This window comes from Pseudomonas sp. Eth.TT006 (assembly GCF_054456575.1).
This window is the reverse complement of record NZ_JBTJEN010000014.1, coordinates 125547-146614: the sequence shown is the minus strand read 5'-3', so window position 1 is coordinate 146614 and position 21068 is coordinate 125547. Positions and strand designations below refer to the sequence as shown.

Here is a 21068-nt window from a genome sequence, read left to right as displayed (position 1 = left end):
AAGCGTTGAAAACGTAGTATCACCTCCATGACTGCCAAAACCACCCCCGCCTACATCGGCCGCTTCGCCCCCACCCCCAGTGGCCACCTGCACTTCGGCTCTCTGGTGGCGGCCCTCGCCTCTTACCTCGATGCGCGCGCAGTCGGCGGACGCTGGCTGGTGCGCATGGAAGATCTCGATCCTCCCCGTGAAGAACCCGGGGCGCAGGCGGCGATTCTCAAGGCGCTGGAAAGCTATGGCTTCGAATGGGACGGCGAGATGGTGCGCCAGAGCGATCGCCACGACGCTTACGCCGAAGTCCTCAATAGCCTGTTCAACCATGGCCTGGCTTACGCTTGCACCTGCTCACGTAAACAGCTCGAGCCCTATAACGGGATTTACCCGGGGCTGTGCCGCAATGCCGGGCACGAGCAGCAAGATGCGGCGATCCGTTTACGCGTGCCGGAGCTGGAATATCACTTCATCGACCGGGTGCAGGGCGAGTTTCGTCAGCACCTGGGGCGCGATGTCGGCGATTTCGTGATTCGCCGCCGCGATGGCCTGTATGCCTATCAGCTGGCGGTGGTGCTGGATGACGCCTGGCAAGGCATCACGGACATCGTGCGCGGTGCCGATCTGCTCGACTCCACCCCACGCCAGCTGTACCTGCAAGAACTGCTCGGCTTGCGCCAACCGCGTTACCTGCACCTGCCGCTGATCACGCAACCGGACGGCAACAAGCTCGGCAAGTCCTACCGCTCGCCGCCGCTGGAGGCTGATCAAGCCACGCCGTTGCTGCTGCGCGCCCTGCGTGCACTGGGGCAAAACCCCGGCGCCGAGCTGGCGCATGCCTCCCCGCAAGAGCTGCTGCGATGGGGCGCCAGCCACTGGGACGCGACCCGAATCCCGCGCACACTGACCTTGCCCGAAGCGCAACTGCAATGACGACACTTGCAGTGGCGCGCCCATCCGTTACCATCGCCGCACGTTTTCGGGCACGCACATAAAAAAGAGAGGCCGGGATGTACATCTATCGCTTGGTCCTGCTTCTGGTCGTGGGAATCTATCTGTTTTCGCCAGCCATCATGGATTGGTGGATCGACGCCACGGGCGCCTGGTATCGGCCGTATCTGCTCTGGTTGATCCTGATTGTCGTGACCTTCATCCTGCAGAGCCAAAAAGATGCCGATGAGCTTTAGCCTGACCCAGATGATCCTGGTCAGCGCCGCGTACCTGGCGGCGCTGTTCGGCGTGGCCTGGATCAGCGAACGGGGCATGATCCCGCGGGCGATCATTCGCCACCCGTTGACCTACACCCTGTCGCTGGGGGTCTATGCCAGTGCCTGGGCGTTCTATGGCACGGTGGGCCTGGCCTATCAGTACGGCTATGGTTTTCTCTCCAGTTATCTCGGGGTTTCCGGTGCGTTTCTGCTGGCGCCGGTGCTGCTGTATCCGATTCTGAAAATCACCCGCACCTATCAACTGTCGTCGCTGGCAGACCTGTTCGCCTTCCGCTTTCGCAGCACTTGGGCTGGCGCGCTGACCACGATCTTCATGCTGATCGGCGTACTGCCGCTGCTGGCCTTGCAGATTCAGGCGGTCGCCGACTCCATCGGCATTCTCACTGGCGAACCGATCCAGAGCCGCGTTGCGCTGGCGTTCTGTGCGCTGATCATTCTGTTCACGATTTTCTTCGGCTCCCGACATATCGCCACCCGCGAAAAACACGAGGGGCTGGTGTTCGCGATTGCCTTCGAGTCGGTGATCAAACTGATCGCCCTCGGCGGCGTCGGCCTGTATGCGCTGTACGGCGTGTTCGACGGCCCGCAACAGCTGGAGCTGTGGCTGCTGCAGAACCAGACCGCCCTCGCCGCTCTGCACACGCCGCTGCAGGAAGGGCCGTGGCGCACGCTGTTGCTGGTGTTCTTCGCCTCGGCGATCGTGATGCCGCACATGTATCACATGACCTTCACCGAAAACCTCAATCCGCGCTCGCTGGTCAGCGCCAGTTGGGGTCTGCCGCTGTTCCTGCTGTTGATGAGCCTGGCGGTGCCGCTGATTCTCTGGGCCGGCCTGAAGCTCGGCGCCACCACCGACCCGGAATACTTCACCCTGGGCATTGGCATCGCCGCCAACAGCAAACCACTGGCATTGCTGGCTTACGTCGGCGGGCTGTCCGCTGCCAGCGGTCTGATCATCGTCACCACCCTGGCGCTGTCGGGCATGGCCCTGAACCACCTGGTACTGCCGCTCTATCAGCCGCCGGCCGAAGGCAACATTTATCGCTGGCTGAAATGGACGCGGCGGGCGCTGATCGTCGCGATCATCATGGCCGGCTTCTGCTTCTATCTGATGCTCGGTGCCGGACAGGACCTCGCCAACCTCGGCATCGTCGCGTTTGTCGCGACCCTGCAATTCTTGCCCGGTGTGCTTTCGGTGCTGTACTGGCCGACCGCCAACCGCCGTGGTTTTATCGCCGGTCTGCTGGCGGGGATTCTGGTGTGGGTGGTGACCATGCTGCTGCCGCTGGTCGGCAATCTGCAGGGTTTCTATATCCCGTTGCTGAACATGATTTACGTACTGGACGACACCAGTTGGCACATGGCGGCGATCGCCTCGCTGGCGGCCAACGTGCTGATGTTCACCCTGATCTCGCTGTTTACCAACGCCAGTCCGGAAGAAGCCAGCGCCGCCGAAGCCTGTGCGGTGGATAACGTGCGCCGCCCGCAACGGCGCGAGCTGCACGCCGCCTCGCCGCAGGAATTCGCCACACAACTGGCCAAACCGCTGGGCGCCAAAGCCGCGCAGAAAGAAGTCGAGCAAGCGCTGCGCGACCTGTATCTGCCGTTCGACGAACGCCGCCCTTATGCGCTGCGCCGCCTGCGTGACCGGATTGAAGCCAATCTCTCCGGCCTGATGGGCCCGAGCGTGGCGCAGGACATGGTTGAAACCTTCCTGCCGTACAAGGCCGGCGGCGAAAATTATGTCACTGAAGACATCCACTTCATCGAAAGCCGCCTCGAGGACTACCACTCACGCCTCACCGGGCTCGCCGCGGAACTCGACGCCCTGCGCCGCTACCACCGCCAGACCCTGCAGGAACTGCCGATGGGCGTCTGTTCGCTGGCCAAGGATCAAGAGATCCTGATGTGGAACAAGGCCATGGAAGAACTCACCGGGATCGCCGCACAACGCGTGGTCGGTTCACGCCTGAGCACCATTGCCGATCCGTGGAAGCCGTTGTTGCAAGGCTTCATCAACCTGCCCGACGAACATTTGCACAAGCAACACTTGGCCCTCGATGGCCAGACCCGCTGGCTGAACCTGCACAAAGCGGCGATCGACGAACCGTTGGCGCCGGGCAACAGCGGCCTGGTGCTACTGGTGGAAGACCTGACCGAAACCCAGATGCTCGAAGACAAACTGGTGCACTCCGAACGTCTGGCGAGCATCGGTCGACTGGCGGCGGGTGTGGCCCATGAAATCGGCAACCCGATCACCGGCATCGCCTGTTTGGCGCAGAACCTGCGCGAAGAGCGTGAAGAAGACGGCGAACTCACCGAAATCAGCGGACAGATCCTCGAACAGACCAAGCGCGTGTCGCGCATCGTGCAGTCGCTGATGAGCTTCGCCCACGCCGGCAGCCATCAGCACAGCGACGAGCCGGTCTGTCTGGCTGAAGTCGCGCAGGATGCGATTGGCCTGCTGGCGCTGAACCGCCGCAACTTCGAAGTGCAGTTCTACAACCTGTGCGATCCGGATCACTGGGTCGAAGGCGATCCGCAGCGACTCGCCCAGGTGCTGATCAATCTGCTTTCCAACGCCCGTGACGCCTCGCCGCCGCACAGTGCGGTACGGGTCAAGAGTGAAGCCGGCGAACACACGGTCGATCTGATCGTCGAGGACGAAGGCAGTGGTATTCCGCAGAACATCATGGATCGATTGTTCGAACCTTTCTTCACCACCAAGGATCCGGGTGAAGGTACCGGTCTGGGCCTTGCACTGGTCTATTCCATCGTTGAAGAGCATTATGGACAAATCACCATCGACAGCCCGGCTGATGTACAAAGCCAGCGCGGCACCCGTATCCGGGTGACCTTACCGCGTCATGTCGAAGCGACGTCCGCTGTGAACTGAGACCGTCGAGAGTATCGAATCAATGCCGCACATTTTGATCGTCGAAGACGAAACCATTATCCGCTCCGCCTTGCGCCGCCTGCTGGAACGCAACCAGTACCAGGTCAGCGAAGCCGGTTCAGTGCAGGAAGCACAAGAACGCTTCAGTATTCCCACATTCGACCTGATCGTCAGCGACCTGCGCCTGCCTGGCGCTCCGGGCACTGAACTGATCAAGCTGGGTCAGGGCAAGCCGGTGCTGATCATGACCAGCTACGCCAGCCTGCGCTCGGCGGTCGACTCGATGAAGATGGGCGCGGTGGACTACATCGCCAAGCCTTTCGACCACGATGAAATGCTCCAGGCCGTCGCGCGGATCCTGCGTGATCACCAGTCGGCGCCATCTGCCGGCGAAGTGCCTGCCGGTAAAGTCGCCAATGGCAGCGGCAAGTCGTCTGTGGATAACAGCAACGGTGAGATCGGCATCATTGGCTCGTGCCCGCCGATGCAGGATCTGTACAGCAAGATCCGCAAGGTCGCGCCGACCGATTCCAATGTATTGATTCAGGGCGAGTCCGGCACCGGTAAAGAACTGGTGGCCCGCGCCCTGCACAACCTGTCGAAACGCGCCAAGGCACCGATGATTTCGGTGAACTGCGCCGCCATCCCGGAAAGCCTGATCGAGTCCGAACTGTTCGGCCACGAAAAAGGCGCGTTCACTGGCGCCAGCGCCGGTCGTGCCGGTCTGGTGGAAGCGGCGGACGGCGGCACGCTGTTCCTCGACGAGATCGGTGAACTGCCGCTGGAAGCCCAGGCCCGTCTGCTGCGGGTGCTGCAGGAAGGCGAAATTCGCCGCGTGGGTTCGGTGCAGTCGCAAAAAGTCGATGTGCGCCTGATCGCCGCGACCCACCGTGACCTCAAGAGCCTGGCGAAAATCGGCCAGTTCCGCGAAGACCTTTATTACCGTCTGCACGTGATTGCCCTGAAACTGCCGGCGCTGCGCGAACGTGGCGCCGACGTCAACGAAATCGCCAACGCGTTCCTCGCTCGGCAAAGTGCGCGCATCAACCGTACCGATCTGAAATTTGCCGCCGATGCCGAACAGGCCATCCGGCATTATTCCTGGCCGGGTAACGTGCGTGAGCTGGAGAACGCGGTCGAGCGCGCGGTGATTCTGAGCGAAAGCCCGGAAATCTCCGCCGACCTGCTGGGCATCGACATCGAGCTGAGTGATCTGGAAGACGACGAGTTCATCGGTCTGCCACCACAAACGCCGGGTAACGCCAGCAACAGCAGTCACGAGCCGACCGAAGACCTGTCGCTGGAAGATTACTTCCAGCACTTCGTCCTCGAGCATCAGGACCACATGACCGAGACCGAACTGGCGCGCAAACTGGGCGTCAGCCGCAAATGCCTGTGGGAACGCCGGCAGCGCCTGGGCATTCCACGGCGCAAGACCGGGGTCACCAGCGAGAGCTGAACGTTACCTGTCGAGCGTGCGAGTAACGCTTGAGGATGTGAAAAAACTGTTACCTCAGTCGTTTCACGTAACAGAAGCCGGGGTTATCGGTAACGAAACCCCGGCTTTTTTTCGCCCCGAGAAAGGTGCCATTGCCAGCTAACCCCTTGTTTTATTGGGCCTGGCAAAAGTTGGCACGGCACCTGCTATATGTTTGGTACAAGAACAATAACAAGCAATGCACAAGACAATAAAAATAAGACGAATCGACTCACGCACAATAAAAACAAGACGGCGAGAGGCGCAGCTAACTGATTCTTTTGGAGAGGCGTTGTATTTGGGGCTCGCCCCACGACCAGGCCGAGAACAACAAAAACTGTCCTAAGACAGAGCCTGTACTGGTTGGATCGCAAGATCACTGCAACTCAGCGACCAAAGCAATCCGTTTGCTCTTGGCTCCCGATTGGGAGGGCCATGAAGGAAAAGCTTCATGGCGAGGGCACTCAACAAAAACAAGAAGCCCGAATCAATAATAAAAAGAGCACGCAACTACTTCTTGGGGAGCTTCGGCTCCCCTTGTGGTTTCTCCCGTCCGGCAAAACCCTCCGAATTTCCCTCGCTCGACCCTTGCAGCTTGCGGCTTACAGCTCAAATCTGCCGTGTCCTACACCATCCCCTGACTAAATGCTAGAATCTGCGCCCATCATGCGGTCATTCTTTGGTATGGCCGAACATTCCTTCAAACAGTGCATCCCATGCTGAAGAAGCTGTTCCAGTCATTCCGAACTCCCCTGCGTCGTACGCAACACATCCGCAGCACCCCTGAAGTGCTCAACAGCGGCCAGCATTCGCTGCAAAAGGGGCAATTCAGCCGCTACGCGGTGAACATCGTCGAACGCTTGCAAGGCGCCGGTTACCAGGCTTATCTGGTCGGCGGTTGCGTGCGTGACATGCTTCTGGGCATCACGCCCAAGGATTTCGACGTCGCCACCAGTGCCACCCCCGAGCAAGTACGTGCCGAATTCCGCAATGCGCGGATCATCGGTCGCCGCTTCAAACTGGTACACATCCATTTCGGTCGCGAAATCATCGAAGTCGCGACCTTCCGCGCCAATCACCCGGTAAACGAGGACGACGAAGACAGCAACCAGTCTTCGCGTAACGAGAGCGGGCGGATTCTACGCGACAACGTCTACGGCACCCTGGAAGAAGACGCGCAACGCCGCGACTTCACCATCAACGCCCTGTATTACGATCCGGTCAGCGAGCGCATTCTCGATTACGCCAACGGCGTGCACGACATCCGCAATCACCTGATCCGCCTGATCGGCGATCCGAAGCAACGCTACCAGGAAGACCCGGTGCGCATGCTGCGGGCCGTGCGTTTCGCCGCCAAACTGAATTTCGGCATCGAGAAGCACACCGTGCAACCGATCCGCGAACTGGCGCCGATGCTGCGCGAGATCCCGTCGGCCCGTCTGTTCGAAGAAGTGCTCAAGCTGTTCCTCTCCGGGCACGGCGCGATCACCTTCGAGATGCTGGTCGATCTGCACCTGTTCGCCCCGTTGTTCCCGGCCAGTGCTGATGCACTCGAGCACAACCCGGAATACACCCACACGCTGATCAGCGAAGCGCTGACTAACACCGATCTGCGCATCAAACAGAACAAACCGGTCACCCCGGCGTTCCTGTTTGCCGCACTACTGTGGCCTGCACTGCCGGCCCGCGTGTTGCGTCTGCAAGAACGTGGCATGCCGCCGATTCCGGCCATGCAGGAAGCCGCGCACGAGCTGATTGCCGAACAGTGCCAGCGCATCGCCATTCCAAAACGCTTCACCATGCCGATCCGCGAGATCTGGGACATGCAGGAGCGTCTGCCGCGCCGCAGCGGCAAACGCGCCGACTTGCTGCTGGACAACCCACGTTTCCGCGCCGGCTACGACTTCCTGCTGTTGCGTGAAAGCGCCGGCGAGCAGACCGACGGCCTGGGCGAATGGTGGACCGACTATCAGGACGCCAACGACAGCGAACGTCGCGACATGATCCGCGACCTCAGCGGCAAGGGCGATGACGCCAGTGGCGCACCACGCAAGCGTCGCCGCAGCAGCGGTTCCAAGCGCAAGCGCGCCGGGGCTCCGAGCACATCGGGCGAATAAGGCATGGAACGCATCTATATCGGTCTGGGCAGCAACCTCGCTGACCCGGCCGAACAATTGCGCAACGCGCTTGATGCGCTGGGACAATTGCCGCAGACCCGCCTCGCCGGAGTTTCGGCGTTCTATCAGAGCGACTCCCTGCTGCCGGGCCAACCGCGTTACACCAACGCGGTCGCGGCCCTCGACAGCGATCTCGCGCCGCTGGAACTGCTCGATGCGCTGCAAGCCATCGAGAATGATCAGGGCCGCGAACGCCTGGAACGCTGGGGCCCGCGCACACTGGATCTGGACATCCTGCTGTTCGGCGAGCGCCTGATCGACGAACCACGCCTGAAAGTCCCGCACTACCAGATTCAGGAGCGCGCGTTCGTGCTCTATCCCCTGGCCGAACTGGCCCCCGAGGATCTGCGCCTGGCCGATGGCCGCGCCTTGGCCGATCTGCTAGCCGCGTGCCCGTTTGTCGGCCTCGAACGCCTCGCCCACACCTGACACAAATCCCCTGTAGGAGCTGCCGAAGGCTGCGATCTTTTGATCTTGTCTTTTTAGCAACAAGAGCAAAATCAAAAGATCGCAGCGTTCCGCAGCTCCTACAGGAATATTGTCGGACAAAATCCCGCAATTCAGCCCCGCCGCGCCGCTGAATCGCATCAGTAACGCCGGTAACACTCCCCTCGTAACAATGCGGTAACACACGCAATTGACTTCCTGTTGGCTCATCACGACTATAGGCGTCCCGCTGCCGCCAACCCGGCACATACGGGCGCAATCCAGGCCTTATAAGCACGACAAAAGACCGTGCGCCTGAGTAGACGAAGAATCACGCGCGTTACTCGCAGTAGTTTCCAGAGCGCCTGAACGAGGATTTTTTACATGCCAGCCATCACCCTGACCACGCTCCAGAGCCTCAAGCAGAAAGGTGAAAAGATCACCATGCTGACCTGCTATGACGCGACCTTCGCCCACGCCTGCAACGAGGCTGGTGTCGAAGTGCTGCTGGTGGGCGACTCCCTCGGCATGGTTCTGCAAGGTCACGACAGCACCCTGCCGGTCACCATCGCAGAAATGGCCTACCACACCGCCTGCGTCAAACGCGGCAACAGCGATGCGCTGATCCTGGCCGACCTGCCCTTCATGGCCAACGCCACCATCGAGCAAACCCTGACCAACAGCGCCATCCTGATGCAGGCCGGTGCGCACATGGTCAAGGTTGAAGGTCAGCTGTGGCTGGCGGAGTCGATCCGTCTGCTGGCCGAGCGCGGTGTGCCGGTTTGCGCGCACATGGGCCTGACTCCGCAGGCGGTGAACATTCTTGGCGGCTATAAAGTACAGGGCCGCAACGAGAACCAGGCGCGGCAGATGCGTGCCGACGCGATCTCGCTGGAACAGGCGGGCGCGGCGATGCTGCTGCTCGAATGCGTCCCGAGCGAGCTGGCAGCGGAAATCAGCCAGGCGGTGAAGATCCCGGTCATCGGCATCGGCGCCGGCAGCGCCACCGACGGTCAGGTGCTGGTGCTGCACGACATGCTTGGTCTGTCGATCACTGGCCGCGTGCCGAAATTCGTCAAGAACTTCATGCAGGGCCAGAACAGCGTCCAGGCCGCACTGAAGGCTTACGTGAATGAAGTCAAAGGCGTTACTTTCCCGGGCATCGAACACGGATTCTCTGCATGAACACCGTCAAAACCGTACGCGAACTGCGCGCCGCCGTGGCCCGCGCCCGTAATGAAGGCAAGCGCATCGGCTTCGTGCCGACCATGGGCAACCTGCACAGCGGTCACGTCGCGCTGATCACCAAAGCCAGCCAGCGCGTGGATTTCGTGGTCGCGAGCATCTTCGTCAATCCGCTGCAGTTCGGCGCCGGCGAAGACCTCGACAAATACCCACGGACCCTGGCGGCGGATCAGGAAAAGCTGCTGCAGGCCGGCTGCCATTTGCTGTTCGCTCCGACCGTCGAAGAAATGTACCCCGACGGCATGGCCGGACAGACCCGGGTCAGCGTTCCACAACTGTCCGAAGGCCTGTGCGGCGCCAGTCGTCCGGGGCATTTCGAAGGTGTGGCGACGGTGGTCAGCAAACTGTTCAACATGGTCCAGCCGGACCTGGCGATCTTCGGTCAGAAAGACTTCCAGCAACTGGCGGTGATCCGCGCGCTGGTGCATGACCTGAACATGCCGATCCAGATCATCGGCGAGCCGACCGTCCGCGCCGCCGACGGTCTGGCGCTGTCGTCGCGCAACGGCTTTCTCAGTGAGCAACAACGTGCCGTGGCCCCGATCGTCTACCGCACCCTGAGCACGATCGCCGAGTCGATCAAACAAGGTGAGCGTGACTACCCGGCGCTGATCGCCGCCCAGTTGCAACAGTTGGAAGCCGCAGGCCTGCGTCCGGATTACCTGGAAATCCGCCACGCCCTGACCCTGCGTCCGGCCACGGCCGAAGACCGCGATCTGGTGATTCTGGTGGCGGCATTCCTCGGTACCACCCGGTTGATCGACAACCTGCACCTGAATCTCGATACCCCGGCTTAAGACACCAACGACAACCTGTGGGAGCGAGCTTGCTCGCGAAGGCGATCTGTCAGTTGACCAAGTTGTCGACTGACAGATCGCCTTCGCGAGCAAACCCGCTCCCACATTGGTTTCTGGTGTCCACATCGACCTTATTGCTGCCTCAAAAGCCTTCGGGCACACTGCCAGCCGTTCGCTTCCAACCCGGGAAATCCCTCATGCACGCCATCATGCTCAAGGCCAAGCTGCATCGCGCCGAAGTCACCCACGCGGTACTCGATTACGAAGGTTCCTGCGCCATCGACGGCGAGTGGCTGGACTTGTCCGGCATCCGTGAGTACGAGCAGATCCAGATCTACAACGTCGACAACGGCGAGCGCTTCACCACCTACGCGATCCGCGGTGAGGAAGGTTCACGGATGATTTCGGTGAACGGCGCCGCCGCGCACAAGGCCAGTGTCGGCGACCGGGTAATCATCTGCGCCTATGCCCATTACAGCGAGGCGGAACTGCTGAATTTCCAGCCACGCATGCTGTACATGGCGCCGGGCAATGAGCTGAGCCACACCACAAATGCGATTCCGGTTCAGGTAGCCTGAGCCGTTTGACGCAACGCTGCCCTTCCGTTGGTCGGCTTGTTCCCGGTATCAATGTTAAAAAAGTACAGGGAACAGGTCAGAAGAAGTCAAGACAGATCGCAGCGCGAGGTTTACTGTATTCGCCCTGCATCGAAAAATCGTGTCGACGCATTTGGCCTTCGCCCCAACCGGGCGTTTCGGTCTGTTCTGTGTTCAAAAGGCCGTTCAAGTAAAAAGGAAAACCGCAGCGATGGCGTACTACCGCACTCCTCACGACGTTACCGCTCTGCCTGCCTGGCAAGCGTTGAAAGATCACCGCCAGGCCATGCAGGATTTCAGCATGCGCGAAGCCTTCAACGCCGATCCGCAGCGCTTCAACCAATTCAGCCTCAGCAGCTGCGGACTGTTTCTCGATTATTCGAAGAACCTGATCAACGCCGAGACCCGCAACCTGCTGGTGGGTCTGGCCAATGAAGTCGATTTGAAGGGCGCGATCAAAGCGCTGTTCGACGGCGAAATCGTCAACGCCTCCGAAGGCCGTCCGGCCCTGCATACTGCGCTGCGCCGCCCGGTGGGCGACAAGCTGTCGGTAAACGGCGTCAACGTGATGCCGGAAGTGCACAAGGTTTTGAACCAGATCACCGATCTGGTCGGCCGCATCCACGATGGCCTGTGGCGGGGTTACACCGAGAAGCCGATCACCGATGTGGTGAATATCGGCATCGGTGGCTCGTTCCTCGGCCCGGAGCTGGTCTCCGAAGCGCTGCTGTCCTACGCGCAAAAAGGCGTGCGCTGCCATTACCTGGCGAACATCGACGGCAGCGAGTTCCACGAACTGACGCAAAAACTGCGCGCCGAAACCACGCTGTTCATCGTCTCTTCGAAATCCTTCAACACCCTCGAAACCTTGAAGAATGCGCAGGCCGCACGCGCCTGGTACCTGGCGCAGGGTGGTTCGGAAGCCGAGCTGTATCGTCACTTCATCGCGGTTTCGAGCAACAACGCCGCAGCAGTGGCGTTCGGTATCCGTGAAGAAAACATCTTCCCGATGTGGGACTGGGTTGGCGGCCGTTACTCGCTGTGGTCAGCCATCGGTCTGCCGATTGCCTTGGCCATCGGCATGTCCAACTTCAAGGAACTGCTGTCCGGTGCCTACACCATGGACCAGCATTTCCAGAGCGCGCCGTTCGAACAGAACATGCCGGTGCTGCTGGCCTTGCTCGGCGTGTGGTACGGCAACTTCTGGGGCGCGCAAAGCCACGCGATCCTGCCGTACGACCACTACCTGCGCAACATCACCAAGCACTTGCAACAGCTGGACATGGAATCCAACGGCAAGAGCGTGCGCCAGGACGGCACCTCGGTGTCGACCGATACCGGTCCGGTAATCTGGGGCGGTGTCGGCTGCAACGGTCAACACGCCTACCACCAGTTGCTGCACCAGGGCACCCAGCTGATTCCGGCCGATTTCATCGTGCCGATCGTCAGCTTCAACCCGGTGTCCGACCACCACCAGTGGCTGTACGCCAACTGCCTGTCGCAGAGCCAGGCGCTGATGCTCGGCAAGACCCTGCCGGAAGCCGAAGCCGAACTGCGCGACAAAGGCATGAGCGAAGAGCAGGTGCACAAACTCGCACCGCACAAGGTGATCCCGGGCAACCGTCCGAGCAACACCCTGGTGGTCGAACGCATCAGCCCGCGTCGCCTCGGCGCGCTGGTCGCCATGTATGAACACAAAGTGTTCGTGCAGAGCGTGGTCTGGGGCATCAACGCCTTCGACCAATGGGGCGTGGAGCTGGGCAAGGAACTGGGCAAAGGCGTTTACAACCGTCTGGTCGGCAGCGATGAAACCACCGCTGACGATGCGTCCACCCAAGGCCTGATCAACTACTTCCGCGGTCGTCACCGCGGGTGATAGGCTGAAGGGGCGGTTTGCCTGCCCCTACAGCTTGCAACATCGACAGTTCCACGGCACCGGGCAATCGCAGAATCGGTGGCGTACACGGTCCCCTGCAGGAGCTGCCGAAGGCTGCGATCTTTTGATCCTGTTTTTAAGATCAAGGTCAAAAGATCGCAGCCTTCGGCAGCTCCTACAAGGGTCGTGAAGCTCCCCTCTTGTTGCACAACAAGAATAAGGAACCGTCATGTTCGATATCAGCACGTTCCCCAAAGCCGATGCCGTGCGCCGGGCTGCGCAGTTGAGTCAGGACGACTACCAGCGCCTGTACCGCGAATCGATTGAACACCCCAGCACCTTCTGGGCCGAACAGGCCACACGCTTCCTCGACTGGAGCACGCCGTGGCAAACCGTGCAGCGTTACGACCTGAAAACCGGTGAAGCCTCGTGGTTTGCCGGCGGGCAACTGAACGTCAGCTACAACTGCATCGACCGCCATCTCGCGCAACGCGGCGAGCAGACCGCCATCCTCTGGGAAGGCGACGACCCTGCCGAATCGGCGCAGATCACCTACAAAAAACTTCACCACCATGTCTGCCGCCTGGCCAATGTGCTGAAAAGCCGTGGCGTGAAAAAAGGCGACCGGGTGTGCATCTACATGCCGATGATTCCCGAGGCGGCGTACGCCATGCTCGCCTGCGCGCGGATCGGCGCGATTCATTCGGTGGTGTTCGGCGGTTTCTCCCCGGACTCCTTGCGCGACCGGATTCTCGATGCCGATTGCCGTACGGTGATCACCGCCGATGAAGGCGTGCGCGGCGGCAAATTCGTGCCGCTCAAACAGAACGTCGACAAGGCGCTGCAAAGTTGCCCGGCTGTCAGCACCGTCGTCGTAGTCGAACGCACCCAGGGTCAAGTCGACTGGGTCGAGGGCCGTGATCTCTGGTACCACCAGGCGGTGCGGGATGTCAGCGACGATTGCCCGCCGGAACCGATGGACGCCGAAGATCCGCTGTTCATCCTCTACACCTCCGGCAGCACCGGCAAACCCAAAGGCGTGCTGCACACCACCGGCGGCTATTTGCTGCAGGCGGCGATGACCTTCAAATACGTGCTCGACTACCGCGACGGCGAAGTGTTCTGGTGCACCGCCGACGTCGGCTGGGTCACCGGGCACAGTTACATCGTCTACGGTCCGCTGGCCAACGGCGCGACCACACTGATCTTCGAAGGCGTGCCGAGTTACCCGAGCACTTCGCGCTTCTGGCAGGTGATCGACAAGCACCGCGTCAACATCTTCTACACCGCGCCGACCGCCCTGCGCGCGTTGATGCGCGAAGGCGCCGGGCCGTTGCAGGAAACTTCGCGCGCCAGCCTCAGACTGCTCGGCAGCGTCGGGGAGCCGATCAACCCGGAAGCGTGGGAATGGTATTTCAATGTTGTAGGAGAACAGCGCTGCCCCATCGTCGACACCTGGTGGCAGACCGAAACCGGCGGCATCATGCTCAGCCCGTTGGTCAGCGCCCAGCGGATCAAACCGGGCTGCGCCACGCGTCCGATGTTCGGCGTGCAACCGGTGCTGCTCGACGAGCAGGGCAAGGAAATCAAGGGTGCCGGCAGCGGCGTGCTGGCGATCAAGTCGAGCTGGCCGGCGCAGATCCGCAGCGTCTACGGCGACCCGCAACGAATGGTCGACACCTATTTCAAACCCTACCCCGGCTATTACTTCACCGGCGACGGCGCCCGCCGCGATGAGGACGGTGACTACTGGATCACCGGGCGCATCGATGACGTGATCAACGTCTCCGGCCACCGCATCGGTACGGCCGAGGTGGAAAGCGCGCTGGTGCTGCACGACAGCATCGCCGAAGCCGCCGTGGTCGGTTACCCGCACGACGTAAAAGGCCAGGGCATCTATGCCTTCGTCACGCCGATGAACGGCGTCGAACCGAGCGATGCGCTGAAAAAGGAATTACTGGCGCACGTCAGCAAGGAAATCGGCAGCTTCGCCAAACCGGACCTGATCCAGTGGGCGCCGGCCTTGCCGAAAACCCGTTCAGGCAAGATCATGCGGCGCATCTTGCGCAAGATCGCCTGCAACGAACTCGACAGCCTCGGCGACACCTCGACCCTGGCCGACCCGAGCGTGGTGCAGGGCCTGATCGACAAGCGCCTCAATCAGTAACGTCGGCGGCGCGGTCAACCGGCCGCGCCGTCCCCCCGCAATGAGTGGTCATGGAATTCATCCGCAGCCGTATCGAAAACCAACTGATGAGCCTGACCGGCCTGTCGCTGGGTCAACTCGACCTGGAAACCCCCAAGGGCGATCCCGGGCTGTTCGGCCCTGACTCGATCAGTTGGCAAGTGCATGGCGACTTCAGCAGCATGCTGATCGGCGGGATCAGTGCACTGTTGCTGCAAGCTTTGCATCCGCTGGCGTTGGCCGGGGTCTGGGATCATTCGAATTTCCGCCAGGACATGCTCGGACGCTTGCGCCGTACCAGTCAGTTTGTCTCGGGCACCACCTTCGGTTCGCGCCGCGACGCGGACTGGCTGATCGACAAAGTGCGCACCATTCACCTGCAAGTGGTCGGCACCGCACCGGACGGACGACCCTACGCGGCCAGCGATCCGGATTTGCTGACCTGGGTCCATGTGGCCGAAGTCAGCAACTTCCTCGCCGCGCATTTGCGGTACCGCAATCCGCAGCTGTCGCTGGCGGATCAGGATCGTTACTACGCGGAAATCGCCGTGGTCGCCGAACGCCTTGGTGCGCGAGACGTGCCGAAATCCCGCGAGGCCGTGGCCGATTATCTGCAACGCATGCGTGGGCAATTGCTGTGTGACGAGCGCAGCCGTGAAGTCCTGCGCCTGCTGCTCGACGCCCCCGCCCCCAGCGTGCTGGCGCGACCGTTTGGCGACTTGATGATGAAGGCCGGTATCGACCTGTTGCCGGACTGGGCCAGTGACATGTTCGATGCGCGGCAGAATCCGCTGCAACGCCAACTGATTCGTGCCAGCGTCAAGCGCAGTGCGCCGATGCTGCGCTGGGCGATGCGTAATGGCTCGGTGCAGCGCGCCCAAAGACGCATGGGCTTGCTTCGCTGACGCTCAGAGCTGCAAGCTGCAAGCTGCAAGCTGCAAGCTGCAAGATTTTAGCTTGAAGCTTGAAGCTTGAAGCTTGGAGCTCAGTAACTGCTAAACTCCCGCGCCCCCATTCTCACCAGCAAGGCGCCCGCATGTCTTCCTTGAATCAGGCGCTGCGCGCCGCCCTCGATCAACGCCAGGACCTGCTCGCGGTACTGCACAGCCAAGGCACCGACTGCTACCGGCTGTTCCACGGCAGCCAGGAAGGCGCCGGCGGGCTGACCATCGACCGCTACGGTCCGCAACTGCTGGTGCAGAGTTTTCACAAGACACTGGAACGTGACGACCTGCTGCAACTGCACGCCATGGTCAATCAGACGCTGGGCTTTGAAACGCTGCTGGTTTACAACGACCGCTCACGAGGCAACTCGCGGATCGATCGCGAGGACAGCGTGTACAAGGCCGACGACGCGGCGCTGGCCGATCTGGTTGGCCATGAATGGGGGCTGAATTACCGGGTGCGCGGGCGGCATGCCGGGCAGGATCCGTTGTTGTTCCTCGACCTGCGCAACACCCGCGGCTGGGTCAAGGATCACGCCAAGGGCAAGAGCGTGCTCAACCTGTTCGCCTACACCTGCGGCGTTGGCCTCAGCGCGGCGGCTGGTGGTGCGCGTGAGGTGTGCAACCTCGACTTCGCTGAAGGCAATCTGGCGGTGGGCCGCGAAAACGGTTTGCTCAATCCGCAGCTGCCCGAGATGCAATTCATCCAGTCGGATTATTTCCCGGCGATCCGCCAACTGGCCGGCCTGCCGATCAGCCAACGGCGCGGGCAGAAACTGCCGAGCTATCAGCGCCTCGAACAGCGTCAATACGATCTGGTGCTGCTCGATCCGCCCGCCTGGGCCAAGAGCGCGTTCGGTACTGTCGACCTGCTGCGCGACTATCAGAGCCTGCTCAAACCGGCCCTGCTGACCACCGCCGAAAATGGCGTGCTGATCTGCTGCAACAACCTGGCGAAAGTCAGCATGGACGACTGGCGCGGCCAGGTCCTGCGCTGCGCCGAGAAAGCCGGGCGCCCGGTGCGCGAGTGGAGCGTGATGACCCCAGGTGCCGACTTCCCGTCGCAAGATCAACAGCCACCGCTGAAAACCTTAATTCTGCAGCTGTAACCCTGCTCTGCGGCTGACAACTGTCCAATGTGGGAGCGGGCTTGCTCGCGAATGCGGTGCATCAGTTAACAAAGAGGTTGACTGACAAGCCGCATTCGCGAGCAAGCCCGCTCCCACAGAGTTTTGCGATCCTGCAAAATAATCTGAACAATCCTGCAGCCCACGTTGTACTTCGGAACCAGAATGGCGTGCCATACTCCAAGGCACTCCGATTCAGACAGATGAAGCCGCACATGCCCAAAGGATTGATTCGCGCGATTGGCGCCCTGTTGACTGCTCTGGCTCTGTACAGCCTGCTGGGGTTTCTGATTTTGCCCGGGATTGCCCTGCGCATTGCCAACCAGCAACTGGCCAACTACGCCACGGTGCCTGCGCATCTCCAGCGTATCGAACTCAATCCGTTCAGCCTTGAAGTCACCCTGTGGGGGTTGGTCATCGGCGAGCCCGGCAAAGAACAGGTCGGCTTCGAGCGGCTATACGCCAATCTGCAAATCGACAGCCTGTGGACCAAGGCGCTGCACCTGGCCGATGTCGAACTGGACAAGCCGAAGAGCGAAATACTCTTCGCCAAGGACGGTCAGCTCAATTTGCTCGGTCTGTTCAAACTCCCCGCCAGCGAACCGACCCCGGCCGACCCGAATGCCAAACCGTTCCCGCTGCGCATCGACCGCATCCAGCTGGCCGGCGGCAATGTGCATTTCGAGGATGCCCGGCCAAGCGAGCCGATCGAGTTCCTTTACGACAAGCTCGACTTCGAACTGAAAAACCTCAGCACACTGCCCGAAGACAATGCCGATATGACCCTGGTGGCTGCCGGCCCGGCCGGTGGGCAGATCGACTGGAAAGGCAATTTCAGCCTGATTCCGTTCATTTCCGAAGGCACGTTGAAAATCACCGACGGCAAGATGAAGTCGTTCTGGCCCTACGTGCGTGACGCCGTGCCGCTGGTGCTCGAAGACGGTGTGGTCAACCTCAGCACCGAATACAAACTCAATCTGTCGAAAGAAACCGAACTGTTGCTGAACAACGTCGCGGTGAGCGTTGCGCCGTTCGCGATCAAGGCGCCGGACGGACGTCCGCTGGCAAAACTTGAACGCCTTGACGTCAGCGAAACCACGCTGGATCTGGCCAAACAGCAAGTAGTGGTCGGCAAGATCCGCAGCAACAAACTGGAAACCTGGGCCGCGCTCGAAGCCGATGGTCAACTGGACTGGCAGAAATTGTTCGCCAGCCAACCTTCCAAACCAGCGGCCAAGGCAGCCGCAGAACCTGCCAGTACGCCGGCCGCCGCCGACTCGCCGAAAACTCCGCCAGCGCCGAGCAAGCCATGGCAAGTGCTGCTCAAAGACGTGCAGTTACGCAATTATACGGTGCATCTGGCTGACCGCTCGGCGAAGCCGCCGGTGGCCCTGGATGTCACGCCGCTGAACATCGATCTGCAGGATTTCGACAGCCTCAACGGTTCACCCTTCAAGGTCAAACTCGACGGTGGTCTGGGCAAACAAGGCAAGATCAACGCCGACGGCGTGGTCAACCTCGCCCCGGTCACCGCCCAGCTCAACGTGAAGACTCAGGACATCGACCTGCGTGTCGCGCAGTCCTACATCAATCCGTTCATTCGCCTGGAACTGCGCAGTGGCATGCTCGGCAGCGACCTCAAGGTCAATCTGAAGAGCACCGAGCCACTGGCGCTCAGCGTCACCGGGCGCGCGCAGGTCGATCAGTTGCACACCCTCGACACCCTGAAAACCCGCGACTTCCTCAAGTGGCAGCAGGTGGTGGTGGAAGGCTTGAATTATCAACACGGCGACAGTCTGTCGATCGACAAGGTCAACCTGTTCCAGCCGTACGCGCGGTTCATGATCAACGATGACCGCACCACCAACATCGACGACCTGCTGATCCCGCAGCCCGCCGACAACAGTGCGAAACCGGCCGCAGCGAAACCGGCGAGCAAGGACAAGCCGCTGGGCATTCACATCGGCGCGATTGCGATTAACGATGGCTCGGCCAACTTCGCCGACTTCAGCCTGACCCCAAACTTCGCCACGGCGATTCAACAGCTCAACGGCGAAATCGGTACCATCGACAGTCGTCAGGCGAAACCGGCCAGCGTCGATATCAAAGGCAAGGTCGATCGCTATGCACCAGTGACCATCAAAGGTGCGGTCAACCCGTTCGACCCGATGGCCAGCCTCGACATCGCCACCAGTTTCAAACGCGTCGAACTGACCACCCTGACCCCGTACTCCGGCAAGTTCGCCGGTTACCGCATCCGCAAGGGCCGTCTCAATCTCGACCTGCATTATCTGATCACCAAAGGCCAGTTGAAGGCTGAAAACAAGGTGGTGGTCGAACAGCTGCAACTCGGTGAGAAAGTCGACAGCCCGGACGCCGTGAGCCTGCCGCTGAAACTGGCGATTGCTCTGCTTAAAGACGTCGATGGCAAGATTTCCATCGAACTGCCGGTCACCGGCGACCTCAACAATCCACAGTTCAGCGTGATGCCGATTGTCTGGCAGACCCTGCGCAACCTGATCGTCAAAGCCGCCGCCGCACCGTTCAAGATGATTGGCGGATTGATCAGTGGTGGCGGCTCCGAAGACCTCGGCACCGTGTCTTTTGCAGCAGGCTCCAGTGACCTCAGCAAGGAGGCCGAGTCAGCTCTCGACAAACTGTCCAAAGCCCTGAAAGAGCGTCCGGCCCTGCGTCTGGAAATCGAAGGCACTGCCGCGCAAAGCAGCGACGGACCGTTGCTGGCCCAGCAACGTCTGGAGCGCGAATACCAATACAACTACTACAAGATGCTGCAGCGCCGCGGCGACAAGGTGCCGGCGCAAGCCTCGCTGCTGCAGGTGCCGGAAAGCGAGAAAGCTCCGCTGCTCGAAGGCATCTACCGTACCCGCCTGAAAACCCAGCCTCCAGCCGAATGGAAGGATCTGGGCAAGGAAGAGCGCACGGCAAAAATGCGTGAAGGGATCATCAAGTTCTGGAGTGCCAGCGATGTGCTGCTGCGCCAGTTGGGTCAGGAGCGCGCCAGCAGCATCAAGGACTATCTGGTCGACAAGGGCCAACTGGCCGATGACCGGGTGTACTTCATCGATGCCAATCTTGGTGAAGCCGAAAGCGATGGCCGGGTCGTGACGCAAATGCACCTGGACGCCGAATGATGAGAAGCACGTGGCTGCTTGCAATGACGCTGGTACTCGCTACCAGCCCTGCCCTCGCCTCTGACACGCTGCGCTGTGGCAGCCAACTGGTCAGCCTCGGCGACCGCGCCAGCGAAGTGCTGCAGAAGTGTGGCGAACCGGTTGGCCGCGATGTCCTCGGCTACAAGCGCAGCGCCAACCGCCGCGAAGAGTTTCAGGTCGAGGAATGGACCTACGGCCCAAGCAACGGCATGTACCAGTACCTGCGTTTCGAAGGCAATCGCCTGCGGCAGATCAACAGCAAACGCGGTAACTGACTCAAATCACTTACCCATGTGGGAGCGGGCTTGCTCGCGAAAGCGGTAGGCTAGTCACAACGGATTTGACTGACCTGACGCTTTCGCGAGCAAGCCCGCTCCCACAATTGTTTTGGGGTGCGCGTTGATTCTTTCGTCCCTGAAATAGAACAGGCCCCGACACAACTGCCGGGGCCTGTAATGGTCACTTCCGTGTGACCGTTCGCATGAACTCTAAAGTTGCGGCAGACGTATGACTCGGCCCGTCTGTCGCGTCTTCTCCCGGTCCAGGCGAGAAGTCATGCCTTACTCGGCTTTCAGGCCGTCAGCGGATACCGCTTTGACGCCTTTGATTTTCTTGGTGATGTTCACAGCGGTGGTTTTCTGAGCTTCGGTGATCGCAACGTCAGAAGACAGGGACACAACACCTTTGTTGGTTTCAACTTTGATATCGGTACCTGGAATGCCTTTTTCGGTTACCAGGTCGCTTTTGACTTTGGTAGTGATCCAGGTATCGGAAGTAGCTTCTTTAGCCTTGGTGACTTCACCGGCAGCCAGAGTCATTGGAGCCTGGGAGGTCTGGGTGGTTTGTGCAAACGCACCGGAAGCCATGGTCAGGGTCAGCGCGGTAGCAGCAGCGGCAGTGATAGCGAACTTCTTCATACGAGTAACTCC

General features: G+C 60.7%; 16 protein-coding genes. 15 read left to right on the top strand and 1 reads right to left on the bottom strand.

Annotated features, from left to right (window positions below):
- The first annotated feature begins 27 nt into the window (after nt 1-27).
- The 15 genes from gluQRS to ACXR0M_RS21330 all read left to right on the top strand — a co-directional run bounded on the left by gluQRS (nt 28) and on the right by ACXR0M_RS21330 (nt 20414).
- The gene (gene gluQRS / locus ACXR0M_RS21400; protein WP_458833737.1) at nt 28-924 is read left to right on the top strand and encodes a tRNA glutamyl-Q(34) synthetase GluQRS; all 897 of its coding nucleotides are present in this window, start codon (nt 28-30) and stop codon (nt 922-924) included.
- Nucleotides 925-1001: 77 nt separating this feature from the next.
- Nucleotides 1002-1178, top strand: coding sequence for a hypothetical protein (locus tag ACXR0M_RS21395; protein WP_003176118.1), 177 nt, complete (start codon nt 1002-1004; stop codon nt 1176-1178).
- The gene (locus ACXR0M_RS21390; protein WP_458833736.1) at nt 1162-4116 is read left to right on the top strand and encodes a sensor histidine kinase; all 2955 of its coding nucleotides are present in this window, start codon (nt 1162-1164) and stop codon (nt 4114-4116) included. Before ACXR0M_RS21395 ends, ACXR0M_RS21390 begins: the two co-directional genes overlap by 17 nt.
- A gap of 22 nt (nt 4117-4138) precedes the next feature.
- Complete coding sequence (locus ACXR0M_RS21385) at nt 4139-5575, top strand: sigma-54-dependent transcriptional regulator (protein WP_458833735.1); 1437 nt, start codon at nt 4139-4141, stop codon at nt 5573-5575.
- A gap of 734 nt (nt 5576-6309) precedes the next feature.
- The gene (locus tag ACXR0M_RS21380) at nt 6310-7710 is read left to right on the top strand and encodes a polynucleotide adenylyltransferase PcnB (RefSeq protein ID WP_458833734.1); all 1401 of its coding nucleotides are present in this window, start codon (nt 6310-6312) and stop codon (nt 7708-7710) included.
- A 3-nt stretch (nt 7711-7713) separates the two neighbouring features.
- Nucleotides 7714-8199: a 2-amino-4-hydroxy-6-hydroxymethyldihydropteridine diphosphokinase gene (gene folK, locus ACXR0M_RS21375; RefSeq protein ID WP_458833733.1), complete on the top strand. Its 486-nt coding sequence runs from the start codon at nt 7714-7716 to the stop codon at nt 8197-8199.
- A gap of 381 nt (nt 8200-8580) precedes the next feature.
- Nucleotides 8581-9381, top strand: a complete 801-nt coding sequence (gene panB / locus ACXR0M_RS21370; RefSeq protein ID WP_458833732.1) for a 3-methyl-2-oxobutanoate hydroxymethyltransferase — start codon at nt 8581-8583, stop codon at nt 9379-9381.
- Nucleotides 9378-10238: a pantoate--beta-alanine ligase gene (gene panC / locus ACXR0M_RS21365; RefSeq protein ID WP_458833731.1), complete on the top strand. Its 861-nt coding sequence runs from the start codon at nt 9378-9380 to the stop codon at nt 10236-10238. Before panB ends, panC begins: the two co-directional genes overlap by 4 nt.
- 197 nt (nt 10239-10435) lie before the next feature.
- Nucleotides 10436-10816: an aspartate 1-decarboxylase gene (gene panD, locus ACXR0M_RS21360; protein WP_458833730.1), complete on the top strand. Its 381-nt coding sequence runs from the start codon at nt 10436-10438 to the stop codon at nt 10814-10816.
- Nucleotides 10817-11045: 229 nt separating this feature from the next.
- The gene (gene pgi / locus ACXR0M_RS21355; RefSeq protein WP_458833729.1) at nt 11046-12710 is read left to right on the top strand and encodes a glucose-6-phosphate isomerase; all 1665 of its coding nucleotides are present in this window, start codon (nt 11046-11048) and stop codon (nt 12708-12710) included.
- A gap of 229 nt (nt 12711-12939) precedes the next feature.
- A complete protein-coding gene (acs, locus tag ACXR0M_RS21350) occupies nt 12940-14877 on the top strand; it encodes an acetate--CoA ligase (protein ID WP_458833728.1) in 1938 nt (645 codons plus the stop codon).
- Nucleotides 14878-14927: 50 nt separating this feature from the next.
- Nucleotides 14928-15800, top strand: a complete 873-nt coding sequence (locus tag ACXR0M_RS21345; RefSeq protein WP_458833727.1) for an oxygenase MpaB family protein — start codon at nt 14928-14930, stop codon at nt 15798-15800.
- A 131-nt stretch (nt 15801-15931) separates the two neighbouring features.
- On the top strand, nt 15932-16948 hold the full coding sequence (locus ACXR0M_RS21340; protein ID WP_458833726.1) for a class I SAM-dependent rRNA methyltransferase: 1017 nt from the start codon (nt 15932-15934) through the stop codon (nt 16946-16948).
- Between the two features lie 221 nt (nt 16949-17169).
- Nucleotides 17170-20118 carry a DUF748 domain-containing protein gene (locus ACXR0M_RS21335; RefSeq protein ID WP_458833725.1) on the top strand — a complete coding sequence of 983 codons (2949 nt, stop codon included), beginning with the start codon at nt 17170-17172 and terminating at the stop codon, nt 20116-20118.
- Nucleotides 20118-20414 (top strand): DUF2845 domain-containing protein, encoded by a 297-nt coding sequence (locus ACXR0M_RS21330; protein WP_458833756.1) that lies wholly within the window; start codon nt 20118-20120, stop codon nt 20412-20414. The genes ACXR0M_RS21335 and ACXR0M_RS21330 overlap by 1 nt, the downstream gene beginning before the upstream one ends.
- A 285-nt stretch (nt 20415-20699) precedes the next feature.
- On the opposite strand, the gene ACXR0M_RS21325 is transcribed toward ACXR0M_RS21330, so the two are convergent.
- Nucleotides 20700-21056: a BON domain-containing protein gene (locus tag ACXR0M_RS21325; RefSeq protein ID WP_458833724.1), complete on the bottom strand. Its 357-nt coding sequence runs from the start codon at nt 21054-21056 to the stop codon at nt 20700-20702.
- Between the last annotated feature and the right edge of the window lie 12 nt (nt 21057-21068).

Excerpts from the sequence above, each read along its gene's own strand:
- ACXR0M_RS21340 (WP_458833726.1), top strand. The coding sequence starts at position 15,932 with ATGTCTTCCTTGAATCAGGCGCTGCGCGCCGCCCTCGATCAACGCCAG.
- gluQRS (WP_458833737.1), top strand. The coding sequence starts at position 28 with ATGACTGCCAAAACCACCCCCGCCTACATCGGCCGCTTCGCCCCCACC.
- ACXR0M_RS21325 (WP_458833724.1), bottom strand. The coding sequence starts at position 21,056 with ATGAAGAAGTTCGCTATCACTGCCGCTGCTGCTACCGCGCTGACCCTG.
- panD (WP_458833730.1), top strand. The coding sequence starts at position 10,436 with ATGCACGCCATCATGCTCAAGGCCAAGCTGCATCGCGCCGAAGTCACC.
- ACXR0M_RS21390 (WP_458833736.1), top strand. The coding sequence starts at position 1,162 with ATGCCGATGAGCTTTAGCCTGACCCAGATGATCCTGGTCAGCGCCGCG.
- ACXR0M_RS21335 (WP_458833725.1), top strand. The coding sequence starts at position 17,170 with ATGAAGCCGCACATGCCCAAAGGATTGATTCGCGCGATTGGCGCCCTG.
- ACXR0M_RS21330 (WP_458833756.1), top strand. The coding sequence starts at position 20,118 with ATGAGAAGCACGTGGCTGCTTGCAATGACGCTGGTACTCGCTACCAGC.
- ACXR0M_RS21385 (WP_458833735.1), top strand. The coding sequence starts at position 4,139 with ATGCCGCACATTTTGATCGTCGAAGACGAAACCATTATCCGCTCCGCC.
- panB (WP_458833732.1), top strand. The coding sequence starts at position 8,581 with ATGCCAGCCATCACCCTGACCACGCTCCAGAGCCTCAAGCAGAAAGGT.
- ACXR0M_RS21345 (WP_458833727.1), top strand. The coding sequence starts at position 14,928 with ATGGAATTCATCCGCAGCCGTATCGAAAACCAACTGATGAGCCTGACC.
- ACXR0M_RS21395 (WP_003176118.1), top strand. The coding sequence starts at position 1,002 with ATGTACATCTATCGCTTGGTCCTGCTTCTGGTCGTGGGAATCTATCTG.
- panC (WP_458833731.1), top strand. The coding sequence starts at position 9,378 with ATGAACACCGTCAAAACCGTACGCGAACTGCGCGCCGCCGTGGCCCGC.
- pgi (WP_458833729.1), top strand. The coding sequence starts at position 11,046 with ATGGCGTACTACCGCACTCCTCACGACGTTACCGCTCTGCCTGCCTGG.
- acs (WP_458833728.1), top strand. The coding sequence starts at position 12,940 with ATGTTCGATATCAGCACGTTCCCCAAAGCCGATGCCGTGCGCCGGGCT.
- folK (WP_458833733.1), top strand. The coding sequence starts at position 7,714 with ATGGAACGCATCTATATCGGTCTGGGCAGCAACCTCGCTGACCCGGCC.
- ACXR0M_RS21380 (WP_458833734.1), top strand. The coding sequence starts at position 6,310 with ATGCTGAAGAAGCTGTTCCAGTCATTCCGAACTCCCCTGCGTCGTACG.